Annotated in this window: 12 protein-coding genes; 7 read left to right on the top strand and 5 right to left on the bottom strand. The window is 68.2% G+C overall.

Annotated elements, in window-relative coordinates; all coding sequences use genetic code 11:
• The first annotated feature begins 106 nt into the window (after window positions 1-106).
• The 7 genes from NK718_RS09090 (at window position 107) to NK718_RS09060 (ending at window position 9,231) form a co-directional block, all read left to right on the top strand.
• On the top strand, window positions 107-1,783 hold the full coding sequence (locus NK718_RS09090) for an acyl-CoA dehydrogenase family protein (RefSeq protein ID WP_254740819.1): 1,677 nt from the start codon (window positions 107-109) through the stop codon (window positions 1,781-1,783).
• A gap of 104 nt (window positions 1,784-1,887) precedes the next feature.
• A complete protein-coding gene (locus NK718_RS09085) occupies window positions 1,888-2,334 on the top strand; it encodes a baeRF12 domain-containing protein (protein ID WP_254740817.1) in 447 nt (148 codons plus the stop codon).
• A gap of 87 nt (window positions 2,335-2,421) precedes the next feature.
• Entirely contained in the window at window positions 2,422-3,279 is an 858-nt protein-coding gene (gene tesB / locus NK718_RS09080; RefSeq protein ID WP_254740815.1) for an acyl-CoA thioesterase II, read from the top strand.
• A gap of 201 nt (window positions 3,280-3,480) precedes the next feature.
• Entirely contained in the window at window positions 3,481-3,819 is a 339-nt protein-coding gene (locus NK718_RS09075; protein ID WP_254740813.1) for a P-II family nitrogen regulator, read from the top strand.
• A 30-nt stretch (window positions 3,820-3,849) separates the two neighbouring features.
• Window positions 3,850-5,319 (top strand): ammonium transporter, encoded by a 1,470-nt coding sequence (locus tag NK718_RS09070; RefSeq protein ID WP_371877249.1) that lies wholly within the window; start codon window positions 3,850-3,852, stop codon window positions 5,317-5,319.
• 213 nt (window positions 5,320-5,532) lie between these two features.
• On the top strand, window positions 5,533-8,169 hold the full coding sequence (locus tag NK718_RS09065) for an FtsK/SpoIIIE family DNA translocase (protein WP_254740811.1): 2,637 nt from the start codon (window positions 5,533-5,535) through the stop codon (window positions 8,167-8,169).
• Window positions 8,170-8,436: 267 nt separating this feature from the next.
• The gene (locus NK718_RS09060; protein ID WP_254740809.1) at window positions 8,437-9,231 is read left to right on the top strand and encodes an outer-membrane lipoprotein carrier protein LolA; all 795 of its coding nucleotides are present in this window, start codon (window positions 8,437-8,439) and stop codon (window positions 9,229-9,231) included.
• Between the two features lie 44 nt (window positions 9,232-9,275).
• Here NK718_RS09060 and NK718_RS09055 read toward each other — a convergent pair whose 3' ends face one another.
• From NK718_RS09055 to mnmE, 5 genes are all read right to left on the bottom strand, one after another.
• Window positions 9,276-10,160, bottom strand: a complete 885-nt coding sequence (locus NK718_RS09055) for a ParB/RepB/Spo0J family partition protein (protein ID WP_254740807.1) — start codon at window positions 10,158-10,160, stop codon at window positions 9,276-9,278.
• A gap of 31 nt (window positions 10,161-10,191) precedes the next feature.
• The gene (locus NK718_RS09050) at window positions 10,192-11,034 is read right to left on the bottom strand and encodes a ParA family protein (RefSeq protein WP_305883667.1); all 843 of its coding nucleotides are present in this window, start codon (window positions 11,032-11,034) and stop codon (window positions 10,192-10,194) included.
• Between the two features lie 22 nt (window positions 11,035-11,056).
• Window positions 11,057-11,737 carry a 16S rRNA (guanine(527)-N(7))-methyltransferase RsmG gene (rsmG, locus tag NK718_RS09045; protein ID WP_371877255.1) on the bottom strand — a complete coding sequence of 227 codons (681 nt, stop codon included), beginning with the start codon at window positions 11,735-11,737 and terminating at the stop codon, window positions 11,057-11,059.
• A gap of 2 nt (window positions 11,738-11,739) precedes the next feature.
• Entirely contained in the window at window positions 11,740-13,593 is a 1,854-nt protein-coding gene (gene mnmG, locus NK718_RS09040) for a tRNA uridine-5-carboxymethylaminomethyl(34) synthesis enzyme MnmG (protein ID WP_254740805.1), read from the bottom strand.
• 69 nt (window positions 13,594-13,662) lie between these two features.
• The gene (gene mnmE, locus NK718_RS09035; RefSeq protein WP_254740803.1) at window positions 13,663-14,973 is read right to left on the bottom strand and encodes a tRNA uridine-5-carboxymethylaminomethyl(34) synthesis GTPase MnmE; all 1,311 of its coding nucleotides are present in this window, start codon (window positions 14,971-14,973) and stop codon (window positions 13,663-13,665) included.
• Window positions 14,974-14,986: the final 13 nt, after the last annotated feature.

Below are 14,986 nucleotides of genomic sequence, written 5' to 3'. Positions count from 1 at the left end.
CAGCGACGTTCCTCCATCTGCCGATTGAATGTGCGGCGCGAACCCGCCATGCTGCACTGCGAAACGCCCCTCGGGGTCGCAGCAGAATTGACGCCGGAGTCCGCCAATGAGTGTCGCGTCCGCCCGCCCGCCCCGGAACCACGATTGGGTCGCGCTCGTCGTCCAGGCCGCTGGAGAGATGCAGGCCCTGGTGGCCGACGCCACACAGGCGGTGCGCGGCCGCGTGCTCGAGCACGGCCGGGTCTCCTCCGCCCTGGTCGAGCGGGAACAGCACGCCTGCCACGGCCTCGCCTGGCTCGCCACCTACGCGGAGGCGCTGCGCGAGCTCGGCGCCTACGCAGAGCGCATGACGGCCGAGGGCCGGTTCGGCGAAACGGAAGCGCTGCTGGTCGGCATCGGGGCGGGCGAATATCTCGCCCAGGCGTTCGGCGGCATTCCGATGAGCCAGGGCGAGATCGTCCGCCTGCCGGCGCTCGGACTGACGCCGGCGCAGATCGCGGCCCGGATGACCGAGCCCGTGGCGACGCTGATTGCCGAGGGCAACACGCCGGAGCGCCGCGCGCGGCTGGTGACCCTGATGCGGGAGGGCCACGGCGGCCCGGTGGGCGACCCGGGCCTCGACGACACGCTGGAGGCGATCCGCGAGGAGATGCGCAAGTTCGCGGCGAGCGAGGTTCTGCCGCACGCGCACGAATGGCACCTGAAGAACGAATACATCCCCCTCGACGTCATCGAAAAGCTGTCCGAACTGGGCGTGTTCGGCCTCACCGTTCCTGAGGAATTCGGCGGCCTCGGCCTGAGCAAGGTGTCGATGTGCGTCGTCTCCGAGGAGCTTTCGCGCGCCTATATCGGCGTCGGCTCCCTCGGCACGCGCTCGGAGATCGCCGCCGAGCTGATCCTGGGCGGCGGCACCGACGCCCAGAAGGCGCGTTGGCTGCCGCGCATCGCCTCCGGCGAGGTGCTGCCCACCGCCGTGTTCACCGAGCCGAACACCGGCTCCGACCTCGCCTCGCTGCGCACCCGCGCGGTGCGCGACGGCGACGTCTACCGCGTCACCGGCGCCAAGACGTGGATCACCCACCCGGTGCGCGCCGATCTGATGACCATGCTGGTGCGCACCAATCCCGACGAGCCCGGCTACAAGGGGCTGTCGATCCTGCTCGCCGAGAAGCCGCGCGGCACGGACGAAAACCCGTTTCCCGCCAAGGGCATGACCGGCGGCGAGATCGAGGTTCTCGGCTATCGCGGCATGAAGGAATACGAACTGGCCTTCGACAATTTTGAGACGCCGGCGGCCGACCTGCTCGGCGGCGTCGAGGGCCAGGGCTTCAAGCAGCTCATGCAGACCTTCGAGTCGGCGCGCATCCAGACCGCCGCCCGCGCGCTCGGCGTGGCGCAGTCGGCGCTCGACCTCGGCCTTCGCTACGCGCAGGAACGCGTGCAGTTCGGAAAGGCGCTGGTCGAGTTCGCCCGGGTTTCCGACAAGCTGGCCATGATGGCGGTGGAAATCCACATCGCCCGGCAGCTCACCTATTTTTCCGGTCGCGCCAAGGACGCCGGCAAGCGCTGCGACCTCGAGGCCGGCATGGCGAAGCTGCTCGGCGCGCGCGTCGCCTGGGCGGCGGCGGACAACGCGCTCCAGATCCACGGCGGCAACGGCTTCGCGCTGGAATACGAGATTTCCCGCGTGCTGTGCGACGCCCGGATCCTCAACATCTTCGAGGGCGCGGCGGAGATTCAGGCGCAGGTCATCGCGCGCCGCCTGCTGGACGGGGGCAACTGAGCCTCGCGGAAGACGCCCTCCCGCGCGAAAACCTTGCGTTAGATCACACGCGGACACACGCTGTGCTTGTAGTCTGCGGGGAGCGATCCAACCGAGGGCAAGACATGGCAGAGTTTCTGGTTCCGCACGACGCCTGGGTGATCGTGGGCGACGGACGCCGCGCGCTGTTCCTGCGCAACGAGGGCCGGCCCGACCGCATCGCCCTGACCGTCCACCGCGTTCTCGCCTCCGAAAACCCGCCGACCCGCGAGCAGGGCTCCGACCGGCCAGGCCGCGCCATGTCCAGCATGGGCACGGGGCGCAGCGCCTATGCCGACACGGACTGGCACGAGATGGAGGAGCATCGCTTCGCCGGCGAGATCGTGCGCGGGCTCACCGCGCTGGCGGCGTCCGGCCAGATGAACGCCGTCGTGCTCGTGGCCCCGCCCAAGGTGCTGGGCGACTTGCGCGCCGCGCTCCCGGACAATCTGAAGTCGGCGGTGATCGGCGAGCTGCATAAGGACCTCACCAAGCACACCGTGGACGATATCGCCCGCAACCTGGCCTCGTGAGGCGCGGATTCGTCGTCAAAACCCTGCCCAACCGCGTTGTGCGGTGCCATAAAGGGCATCGGCGACGCGAATCGGGCAGGCCATGACATGACGAAGGCGGTCAGCGATCTTCTCGCGATCCTTGATCTCGAGCAGCTCGAGGTGAACCTGTTCCGCGGGCGCAGCCCGCAGGTCGGCTGGCAGCGCGTGTTCGGCGGCCAGGTGATCGGCCAGGCGCTGGTGGCGGCGACGCGCACCGTCGAGGGCCGCCAGCCGCACTCCCTGCACGCCTATTTCGTCCTGCCCGGCGACCCGGCCGTGCCGATCATCTACGAGGTCGAGCGCATCCGGGACGGGCGCAGCTTCGCAACCCGCCGGGTCAAGGCGATCCAGCACGGCAACGCCATTTTCACGCTGTCAGCCTCGTTTCATGTCGAGGAAGAGGGCTTCTCGCATCAGATCGCGCCGCCCAAAACTCCGTCGCCGGACGAACTGCCGGACGAAAACGAGATCCGGTCGCGCATTCTGCCCACCATGCCGGACCCGGTGCGCGCCTATTTCTCCCGCGAGCGGCCGATCGAGCTGCGGCCGGTCGAGTTCGAGCGCTACGCCTCCCGCGAGAAGCGCGACCCGTCCTTCAACGTGTGGATCCGGGCCACGGGCCGCCTGCCCGACGATCCCGCCATTCACCAATGCGTTCTGGCCTACGCCTCCGACATGACCCTGCTCGACAGCACGCTCGTCGCGCATGGCCGCACCGTGTTCGAGCGCGACATCCTGCCGGCGAGCCTCGATCACGCGCTGTGGTTCCACAAGCCGTTCCGCGCCGACGAATGGCTGCTCTACGCCCAGGATAGCCCCTTCGCCGGCGGCGCGAGGGGTTTCGCGCGAGGCTCGATCTTCACCCAGTCCGGCGAACTGGTGGCATCCGTCGCGCAGGAAGGCCTCATCCGCGTCAAGCGCTGAGGCCCTGCCTCGAATCCAGCCTCGATGCACAAGGATTGTGCAGGCTCGGCCGCTCCGCGCGGCCGAACGACCCCTTCCGTCCCCGAACACGTCCCCACTGCCCGTTCCGACGCCGCTTACGTCAATTGGCACGGTGCTTGATTGCACACCTGCGGAACGACCGCGCAGCGGCGCGGGGGTGGCGTAACGGGGACCCGACTCATGAAAATCGTGATGGCGATCATCAAGCCGTTCAAGCTGGAGGAGGTGCGCGACGCGCTGACCTCCATCGGCGTGCATGGCCTCACCGTGACCGAAGTGAAGGGCTATGGCCGCCAGAAAGGCCACACCGAGATCTATCGCGGCGCCGAATACGCCGTGAGCTTTCTGCCGAAGCTGAAGATCGAGGTCGCGGTGGCCGCCGACCTCGTGCCGCAGGTCATCGACGCGATCACCACCGCCGCCAAGACCGGCCAGATCGGCGACGGAAAGATCTTCGTCTCCCCCATCGAGCAGGCTGTCCGCATTCGCACCGGCGAACGCGACGGCGACGCGCTCTGAGCCGGCGTTCTGGACAGGAGTCATTTTCCAATGAAATTCTCTACTCCGATCAAGGCGATTGCTGCCGGCCTTGCGCTGAGCGCGCTGCCCGCCATCGCCATGGCCCAGGACGCCGCGCCCGTGCCGAACAAGGGCGACACCGCCTGGATGCTGGTCGCCTCGGCGCTGGTGCTGATGATGTCGATCCCGGGCCTGGCCCTGTTCTATGGCGGGCTCGTCCGCACCAAGAACATGCTGTCCGTGCTGACGCAGATCTTCGCGATCGTCTCCATCGTCGCGCTGCTGTGGGTGATCTACGGCTACTCGCTCGCCTTCACCAATGGCGGTTCGCTGAACGACTTCGTGGGCGGCTTCTCGAAGGCCTTCCTGCGCGGCGTCGACGCCAGCTCGACCGCCGCCACCTTCTCCAATGGCGTGGTCATTCCGGAATACGTCTACATGGTGTTCCAGATGACCTTCGCCTGCATCACGCCGGCGCTGATCGTCGGCGCCATCGCCGAGCGCATCCGCTTCTCGGCGCTGATCGCCTTCGTGGTGCTGTGGGTCACCTTCGTCTATTTCCCGATCGCCCATATGGTCTGGTACTGGGCCGGGCCTGATGCGATCGCCGCCGCCGCCAAGGCCGTCGCCGACGCGGGCGACGCCGCGGCCAAGGCCGCCGCTTCCGCCAAGCTGGACGAGGTCACCGCCGACGCCGGCCTGATCTACAAGTGGGGCGCGCTGGACTTCGCGGGCGGCACGGTGGTGCACATCAACGCCGGCATCGCCGGCCTGGTGGGCGCGATCCTGCTCGGCAAGCGCGTCGGCTACGGCAAGGAGCTGATGGCGCCGCACTCGCTGACCATGACAATGATCGGCGCCGCGCTGCTGTGGGTCGGCTGGTTCGGCTTCAACGCCGGCTCGAACCTCGAAGCCAACGGCACCACCGCGCTCGCCTTCGTCAACACCATGGTCGCCACCGCCGCGGCCGCCGTGTCCTGGCTGTTCGTGGAATGGGCCGTGAAGGGCAAGCCCTCGCTGCTCGGCATGGTGTCGGGCGCGGTGGCGGGTCTGGTCGCCGTCACGCCCGCTTCCGGCTTCGCCGGGCCGATGGGGTCCATCGTGCTCGGCCTCCTCGCCGGCGGCGTCTGCTTCTTCTTCTGCTCCACGGTGAAGAACGCCATGGGCTACGACGACTCGCTGGACGTGTTCGGCATCCACTGCGTCGGCGGCATCCTGGGGGCCATCGCCACAGGCGTGCTGGTCAACCCGGCGCTGGGCGGCGCCGGCCTCGTCGACTACGTCGCCAGCCCCGGCACGGCCGTGTCAGCGGCCTACGAGTTCGGGACCGCCGTTTCGGCGCAGATCAAGGCGGTGGCGCTCACCGTCGTGTGGTCCGGCGTCGGCTCCGCCATCCTCTACAAGGTCGTCGACCTGGTGTTCGGCCTGCGCGTCACGCAGGAGCAGGAGCGCGAAGGTCTCGACATCGCAGAGCACGGCGAGCGCGCCTACAACTACTGAGCGGCGTCGACAGCGTTTACCGGAGGGGCCGCGCCCCTCCGGCCTCCCGAGAACTGGGCGACCGACCGACGGTCGCCCTTTTTTTCGACGTCAACGTGGTTTCCCAGGGGTTAACCGAGCACGAAGGTTAAGGCCCCTTTAACCGCACCGCCCTAGTGTCGGACCTTGAGCGACCCTGGCGTCGCGGCCTCCGTCCTCCTGTCGGGTAGGGTGATGCGGACAACACGTGCGAGCCGATCTGGATTCGACCATCTGACCGACGCGCTTCGGGATTTCCTGATGCGCCGCGCGGCGGAAATCACTGGCCTGACCCTGCTCGCGCTCACATCCGCCTGCGGCGTCGCGCTGGTGACCTGGTCGGTGCAGGACCCCAGCCTGAACTACGCGATCCAGGGCCCGGTGCGGAACCTGATGGGCCGTCCCGGCGCCATCGTCGCCGACATCCTGATGCAGATCCTCGGCATCGCCGCCATCGCGCTGCTCGCCCCGCCCGCTCTCGCCGGACTGCGCCTGCTCTCCGGCCGGCCCATGGTTCGGGCACGCCTGCGCGTCGTGCTCTGGCTGTCGGGCACCGTCGCCGCCGCGGCCGTCGCCAGCGCCCTGCCGACCACCGGCCGCTGGCCGCTTCCGACCGGGCTCGGCGGCGCGCTCGGCGACATGATCATGGGCTATGTCCGCCATACGTTCGGGGCGGGCCCGATTCGCGCCGCCGTGGCGCTGGCGATCGCCGGATTCGCCATTCTTAGCCTCTCCGCCGCATCCGGCATGGGCTTCGAGAAGGCCGAGGAGGCCGAGGCGGAATCGCGCGAAAGCCGCCCGCCCGCCCGGATCGACGATCTCGAGGAGGAGGACCGCGGCGGCGAGCCGGGCCTTGGAATCGTGTCGGTCGGCGCGCTGATCCACGCTTTGCTCAGCCTGAAGGCCGCCATCGCACGCCGCCTCGCCCGCCGGGGCTCGCGGCCGGGCCTGATGGCGCGGCTGCGCAGTCTGACGCCGGCGGCCGAACCGGACCCGCTCGCGGGCTTCTCCCGTCGGTCGCCGGACCGCGCCGAACCGGACTTCGCCATCCCCGCCGAGCGCGCGCTCGCGCCACGCGAACCCTCGCCGCCCCGCGAGGAGACCCGCCGCAGGCCCGATCCGGTGGACATCGACGACGTAGACGAGGACGAAGACCAGGCCGCGCCGGGTGGGCCGGTCATCGACGCCACGGCGCAGCCGCGCGTCGGACAGCGCGCGCCCGCCCCCCGCCCCGGCAAGCGGCTTGCCCGCGAGGCGCAGCCCTCGCTGCTCGACGCCGACGACTACAAGCTGCCGCCGCTCGCCCTGCTGGCCGAACCGCGCCGCCTGCAGGCCGGACAGGCCGTCTCCAGCGACGCGCTGGAACAGAACGCCCGGCTGCTGGAAGGCGTGCTCGAGGATTTCGGCGTGCGCGGCGAAATCATCAAGGTGCATCCCGGCCCTGTGGTGACGCTGTACGAGCTGGAGCCGGCGCCCGGCATCAAGTCGTCGCGGGTCATCGGCCTGGCCGACGACATCGCCCGCTCCATGAGCGCGGTGTCCGCCCGCGTGGCGGTGGTGCCCGGCCGCAACGCCATCGGCATCGAGCTGCCGAACCAGCGCCGCGAGACGGTCTACCTGCGCGAACTGCTGGCCTCCGAGGATTTCGAGAAGACCAAGCTCAAGCTGGCCCTGTGCCTGGGCAAGACGATCGGCGGCGAACCCGTGATCGCCGAGCTGGCGCGCATGCCGCATTTGCTCGTCGCCGGCACCACGGGTTCGGGCAAGTCGGTCGCCATCAACACCATGATTCTGTCGCTGCTCTACCGCCTGCCGCCGGAGCAGTGCCGCCTGATCATGGTCGATCCCAAGATGCTCGAGCTGTCGGTCTATGACGGCATTCCCCATCTGCTGACGCCCGTCGTCACCGACCCCAAGAAGGCGGTCGTGGCGCTCAAATGGGCCGTCCGCGAGATGGAAGAGCGCTACAAGAAGATGTCGAAGCTCGGCGTGCGCAACATCGACGGGTTCAATGCCCGCGTGTCGGAGGCGCAGGCGAAGGGCGAGGTCATCACCCGCACCGTGCAGACCGGGTTCGATCGCGAGACCGGCGAGGCGGTGTACGAGGACGAGGTCATGGATCTCGCCCCGTTGCCCTACATCGTCGTCATCGTCGACGAGATGGCCGACCTGATGATGGTGGCCGGCAAGGAGATCGAGGGCGCGATCCAGCGCCTGGCGCAGATGGCGCGCGCCGCCGGCATCCACGTCATCCTCGCCACGCAGCGACCCTCGGTCGACGTCATCACCGGCACCATCAAGGCCAACTTCCCGACCCGAATCTCCTTCCAGGTGACCTCGAAGATCGACAGCCGCACGATTCTCGGCGAGATGGGCGCGGAACAGCTCCTCGGCCAGGGCGACATGCTCTACATGGCCGGCGGCGGCCGCATCAGCCGCGTGCACGGACCGTTCGTGTCGGACGACGAGGTCGAGAAGGTCGTAGCTCACCTCAAGATGCAGGGCCGGCCGCAGTACCTCGAATCCGTCCTCGTCGACGAGGAGGAAGGCGAGCACGCCGACGCCGAGGATTCGCCCGTGTTCGACAAGGGCGAGTTCGGCGCGCCGGGCGGAGACCTCTACGACCAGGCGATCGCCGTCGTCCTGCGCGACAAGAAGGCCTCGACGTCCTACATCCAGCGCCGCCTGCAGATCGGCTACAACCGCGCCGCCTCGCTGATGGAGCGGATGGAGAAGGAAGGCATCGTCGGGCCCGCGAACCACGCGGGCAAGCGCGAGATCCTGGTCGAGGCCCCTGCGCGCAACGACGCGCCCTTCGACGACGACGACTGACCGGGGCGCGAGGTCGCGCGCCCGGATTCTCTGGACCGCGCTCGCGAACCGTGAATACTGCCCCGGGGCGCTCCGCCGCCCATGGATCGAAAGCCTTCCCCCGCTCGTTTCCGGTCCATGCAGCCGCGGATCGAAGTCCGCCGGGCCGCGAAAGCGCCACACGGGATCGGTAATTCTCACCCGATGATGTCACTTCGTTCTTTCTCTGTTCTGGTTGTGGCGAGTGTTTCGCTTGGCGTCGGCCCCGTCTGGGCGCAGGGCGCGCCCTTGCAGCTGCGCCCGCCGGCCGCCGCCGTCGCGCCGCGCCCCGCGCCTGCCGCCACTCCGGCGGCCCCGGCCCGCATCCCCCTGCCTCTGCCCCGCCCGGCCGAATTCGCCTCGGCGACCCAGCCCGTTCCGGTCGCGGTCCCCAGCGCTGCTTCGCCGTCGCCGGCCGCCGCCCCGGCGCGTGTCGCTCCCGCGCCGGCCGCGCCGCCTGCGACCGTGCAGCCCGCCGCTGTCGACCTCTCGCCCAAGACCGTCCTTGAGCGCGTGAACGTCGCGCTGAACGCCATGACGACGCTTTCAGCCGATTTCGTGCAGGTGGGCGGCAATGGCCGCCGCGCCGAGGGCCGTCTCTACGTGCAGAAACCGGGCCGGCTGAGGTTCGAATACAACCCGCCCGCCTCGCTCGAGATCGTCGCGGACGGCAACTCCGTGGTGATCCGCGACGGCCGCGCGGGCACGCAGGACCTCTACGGCATCGCCCAGACGCCGCTGAAATTTCTGCTCAAGGAGAAGCTGGACCTCACGCGCGACACCAGGGTGATCGACGTCCACCCCGCGCCCGACCTCGTGTCGGTGCTGCTGGAAGACAGGTCGACGTTCGGCGGCACCTCGCGCATCGAGCTGTTCTTCGACGCCCGCACCTACGTGCTGCGCCAATGGGTGATCGTCGATCCGCAGGGCTACCAGACGACCGTGAACCTGCGGAACGTCGACCAGACGCACCGGCCCGATCCCTCGCTGTTCGCGATCGACTACACCAAGAGCATGCCGCCGCAGATGCAAAGCAACCGCTGAGCGGTGGAGCGATCGCGCGGCTTGTGCTCGACGCCCTGGGGGCGCTACTCGCGCAAGCGGCGGCAGAGCGAGTCCAGCTGGTCCAGAGTCTTGTATTTGATCCGCAATTCGCCGCCCCGGGCGCCGTGCTGGATCGTCACGATCATGCCGAGCACGTCTTCCAGCGCCTTTTCGAGCGCCCGCGTGTCCGGATCCTTCTCGCGCTGAGCCCGCGCGCTTCCGCCCGATTTCGTCTCCGGAGCCGCCTGGGCGTCCTCCTGCGCCATGCGCTCGACATCGCGGACGTTCAGGCCCTTTTCCAGGATCCGCCGCGCGGCCCCTTCGGGATCCGACACCGCGAGAAGGGCGCGCGCATGGCCGGCGCTGAGCTCTCCCTTGAGCACCAGTTCCTTGACCGATTCCGGCAGCTTGAGCAGCCGCAGCGTGTTGGCGACGTGGCTGCGGCTCTTGCCGATGATGCGGCCGAGATCGGCCTGGGCATATTCGAACTCGGCGATCAGCTTCTCATAGCCCATCGCCTCCTCGAGGGCGTTCAGGTCGGCGCGCTGGACGTTCTCGATGATGGCGAGCTCGAGCGCCTCCCGGTCCCCCGCCTCGACGAGGATCACCGGCACTTCGTGGAGGCCGGCGCGCTGGGCGGCACGCCAGCGGCGCTCGCCGGCGATAATCTCGTAGACGTCGGCGACGCCCGGCAAGGTTCGAACGAGAATGGGCTGAATAATGCCTTTTTCGCGAATCGAGGCGGTAAGATCGTCGAGTTCGGCTTCGTCGAAGCCTTTTCGCGGATTGCGCGGGTTGGGCCGCAGGAACTCGACCGGCACGCGCCGCTGGCCCCTGGCCCGCTCCACCGCGCCGATTTCGTCGCCGACATCCCCGATGAGGGCGGCAAGGCCACGACCGAGGCGTGGACGGATCGGCTCGTCGGCCATGGAACTCTCCTGATACATGTCGGTCCGGCGCTCAGGCGGCCTGGAGCGCGCGTTCGCGCTGAATCACCTCGGATGCGAGCCGCAAATAGGCCTGCGCGCCGGTGCATTTCAAGTCATACAGCAGCACGGGCTTCCCGTGCGAGGGCGCTTCGGACACGCGGACGTTGCGGGGAATGATGGTGTCGTAGACCTTGTCGCCCATGAACTGGCGCACATCCTCGACGACCTGGTTCGAAAGGTTGTTGCGCGGGTCGAACATGGTCAGAACCACGCCGTGGATGCCCAGCCGCGGGTTCAGCGCCGCGCGCACCTGCTCTACCGTCTTGAGCAGCTGGCTCAAGCCCTCCAGCGCGAAGAACTCGCACTGCAGCGGCACCAGCACGGAATCGGCGGCCGTCATGGCGTTGATGGTGAGCAGGTTCAGCGAAGGCGGGCAATCGACGAGGATGTAGCTGAAACCCTCTTCACCACTGAGGCGGGCGGCCTCATGCAGCTTCACGATGGCGTTGCGCAGGCGGAACGCCCGGTCGCGCTCCGACGCGATCTCCAGCTCCACGCCGAGCAGATCGAGAGTCGAAGGGGCGACGCTGAGGCGCGGCACCGCCGTTTCCAGCACGGCTTCGGCGAGAGTATGCGCGCCGACCATGACGTCGTAAGTCGAAACGCGGCGGCTCTTGCGGTCGATGCCGAGCCCGGTCGAGGCGTTGCCCTGCGGGTCGAGGTCGACGATCAGCACGCGCTCGCCGATGGCGGCGAGGGCAGTGCCGAGGTTGATCGCGGTCGTGGTCTTGCCGACCCCGCCCTTCTGGTTCGCCAGGGCCAGAACCCTGGGCAGCCCGCCGTCCCTGCTGAGCCGGATCGAGTCGATCGCCATGTCGCCGCCTTCAGTTACCCGATCACGACCGTGGCGGAGACGGGTTCGGCGCGAGCGCCTCGACCCGGACGATCCTGGCCTTGGGATCGGTCTTGCTGGCCACGGTCAACGCGTTGATTCTCCAATATTTAGAGGCTTCGGTCAATTCGTGCTCTACATCTTGTCCCTTGGGAAAGAGTCCGATCGCCCCGGTTTTCAACAGCTCGCTGCTCAGCCCGAGAAGCGCAGAGAGCGGGGCGAGGGCGCGCGCGCTCACGACGTCCACGGGCGCGGTCCATCCCGCCAGGACATCCTCGATACGGCCGTCGCGAACCGTCACGTTCAACCCGAACTCGCGTGAGACTTCGCGCAGAAATGCGCATTTTCGCCCGTTGCTCTCCACAAGCTCCATATGGAAGTCCGGGTCTTCGCGTCGCATGATGGCGATCACCAATCCTGGAAACCCGGCGCCGGACCCGAGATCGACCCATGTCTCTGCTTTTGGCGCCAAAGCGTCGAGTTGAGCCGAATCGGCGATGTGCCGCGTCCAAACTTCGGCGAGAGTGGCGGGGCCGACCAGGTTCTTGATCTTTTGCCATTTCTCCAGGAGCGCGACGTAACGGTCGAAGAGCGCAGCTGTTTCACGTGAAACCGGGACGAGCGCCAACGCCCTGGCGCGGTCGGCGCGATGGTCGACTTCCGATCTTTTCCGATCCGAATCGATTGTCACGCGGCGACTCCCGTCCGCCGGGCGTGCGCCGCCAACAAAGTGAGCGCAGCGGGGGTCATTCCCTCCAATCGGCCCGCCTGGCCAAGGGTTCGGGGGCGAACCGCATTGAGCTTCTGCCGCAACTCCGCCGAAAGGCCGGAGATGCTGCCAAAATCGATGTCCGAGGGGAGCACCAGGGCCTCGTCCCGCCGATAGGCCGCGACGTCGGCATGCTGGCGGTCGAGATAGACCGCGTACTTCGCGTCCGTCTCGACCCGATCTCGCGCCCAATCCGGGGCGTCCACCAACTCAGGCCAGATCCGCTCGAGGTCATTGAACGAGACGTTGGGCCGCGACAGCAGATCGAAAGCGGTACGCCGGACGCCATCCTGGTTGATGACCAGACCATGCCGAGCTGCTTCGTTCGGACTGGCGACGAGGCTCTCGAGCCTGGCGCGGAGGATCCCCAGTCGTGACTGCCGCGCCCGGAACGCGTCCCGCCGCTCGCGCCCGACGACGCCCAGCCTGGCACCCCAATCCGTCAACCGCTCGTCGGCGTTGTCGGCGCGCAGCGACAAGCGGTACTCGGCCCGCGACGTGAACATGCGGTAGGGCTCGGTTACACCTCGTGTGACCAGATCGTCGGCAAGGACGCCGATATAGGCCTGGCTCCGGTCGAGCACGACCGGCGCCCCGCCGGAGGCGCGCAGCGCCGCGTTCATTCCGGCCAACAGCCCCTGCCCTGCCGCCTCCTCGTACCCCGTGGTCCCGTTGATCTGCCCGGCCAAGAACAGGCCGCTGACGGCTTTGAGTTCCAGCGTCGGCTCCAGCGCGCGGGGATCGACGAAGTCGTACTCGACCGCATAGCCCGGCCGAAGGATCTCGACCCGACCAAGCCCGGGGATGGTGCGGACAAAGGCGGCCTGAACCTCGGCGGGAAGGGAGGTCGAGATGCCGTTGGGATAGATCGTGGGGTCGTCCAGCCCCTCGGGTTCAAGGAAAATCTGATGCGAGCCGCGGTCGGCGAAGCGGACGACCTTGTCCTCGATGGAGGGGCAGTAGCGTGGCCCTCGCCCGGAAATGTCGCCCGAATAGATCGGAGCCCGGTGAAGATTAGCGCGGATCAGCTCGTGCCCGGCCTCGACGGTGCGCGTGACCCCGCATTCGACCTGCGGGCGCGTGATGGCGGAGGTCAGCGCCGAAAATGGCTCCGGCGGATCGTCTCCCTGCTGCATCTCCACCCCGGCCCAGTCGATGGTGCGGCCGTCGAGGCGGGGAGGCGTGCCGGTCTTCAAGCGGCCGAGCGGCAATTGAAGCCGCGCCAGCGTGTCGGCCAGCCGGACCGAAGGCGCCTCGCCGACCCGCCCGGCCTTGTGCTTCAGCTCGCCGATATGAATGACGCCGTTCAGGAACGTTCCGGTCGTGAGGACGACGGCGCCCGCCGCGAGTCGCCGGCCGTCGGCCAGGCTCACCGAGTGCACGCGACCATCCTGAATCTCAAGGTCGGCGACCTCCCCCGCGATCACGGTGAGGCCCGGGGTCTCGGAGACGATCTGCTGGACCGCCGCCTTGAACAGACGGCGATCGGCCTGAGCGCGTGGCCCTCGAACGGCCGCGCCTTTCCTGCGATTCAAGACCCGGAACTGGATGCCGCCGCGGTCGGCGGCGAGCGCCATGACGCCGTCGAGAGCGTCGATCTCGCGCACGAGATGGCCCTTGCCGAGGCCCCCAATGGCCGGGTTGCATGACATCTCGCCGATCTTCGCGGGGTCGAACGTCACGAGCGCGACCCGTGCGCCCATGCGCGCGGCCGCGCATGCGGCTTCGGTGCCGGCGTGTCCGCCTCCCACAACAAGCACGTCGAAATGCATCGAAATCTCCTCGCTCAGCTTGTAGCGAAGGCGCTTGTGCGGGTCAAAACGCGTTTCACGTGAAACGACCTATTTTCCGATGCAGAAGCCCGAGAATAGCGTGTCCAGCATCTGCTCGACGTCGACACGGCCAAGGATCCGCTCCACCTCACGTGTGGCGAGCCGCATGTCCTCTGACACCAGTTCAGGCAGTCGGCCTTCGTCCAGTCCCTCGATGGCGCTCTCGACCCGCCGCTTGGCGGCTTCGAGCGCGAGACGATGGCGTTCGCGCGTCACCACAGCAGTCTCACCCCCGAAGCGGTCGCGGACACACCTTTCCAGCTCGCCAAGAAGGGCGTCCATCCCTTCACCGGTTCGCGCGGAAATTTCGAGGGAGCACCCAAATCGATCCGGAGTCGAATCGACCTTGGACTGTACGCTGAGCAGAGGCGCGTTCACTGAGGGCGGGGGTTCGTCTCCGGTTGACGCCAGCCATATGACGAGGTCAGCCCGCTCCGCTCGGACCAGTGCGCGCCGAATTCCCTCGCGCTCCACGGGATCGCTCGTCTCGTGAAGTCCGGCCGTATCGACCAGCGTCACCGGAACGCCGGCGAGTTCAAGCCGGACTTCCAACAGATCGCGGGTTGTGCCCGGTGTGTCGGTCACGATCGCCACGTCGCGTCGGGCGAGCGCATTCAGGAGAGTTGATTTCCCGGCGTTTGGGCGGCCCAGGATGACGACGTTCACGCCTTCGCGGACCTTCTCGCCCCGACCCGCGTCGGCCAGCAATGCGTCGATGAGGCCCGCGACATCGCCCAGCGCCTCGCGAACGGGCAGGGTGTCGGGCTCGACATCGCCTTCGTCGGCGAAATCGAGTCCGGCTTCCAACAACGCCATCGCGTGCAGCAAGCGGGAACGAAGGTCGGAAATGGCGGTCGACAACGCGCCGCGGAGTTGGGCCAGCGCCTGGGCAGCCTGGCCCGTGGTCTCGGCGTCGATGAGATCCGCGAGCGCCTCGACCTCGGTTCCGTCGAGCTTCCCGTTGAGGAAGGCGCGGCGGGTGAACTCGCCCGGTTCGGCGAGGCGGCATCCCACGAGAGCGCCGAGCGAAGCCAGCGCCCTCTCGATGACGGCTCGCCCGCCATGGAGATGCAGCTCCGCGCTGTCTTCGCCAGTGAAACTGGCCGGCCCAGGGAAGAACACCACCAGGGCATCGTCCAGCGGCGCGCCCGTTCCGTCCCGCAACGTTCGACGGCTCATCCGGCGCGGTTGGGTGACCGTCCCGGCCATTGTTTCGAGGACGAATCGAGTCCGGGGTCCGCTGATCCGGATCACCGCGAGCGCGGCTTTCCCCGCGCCCGAGGCGAGGGCGAAGATGGTATCGGTGGGATGACCGGTCATACCAGCGTCCGGA

Origin of the sequence: Alsobacter ponti, from assembly GCF_024294805.1 — a bacterium.
GTDB lineage: Bacteria > Pseudomonadota > Alphaproteobacteria > Rhizobiales > Beijerinckiaceae > Alsobacter > Alsobacter ponti.
Note: the sequence above shows the minus strand (reverse complement) of the source record. Positions and strands in the feature narration are given on the sequence as shown.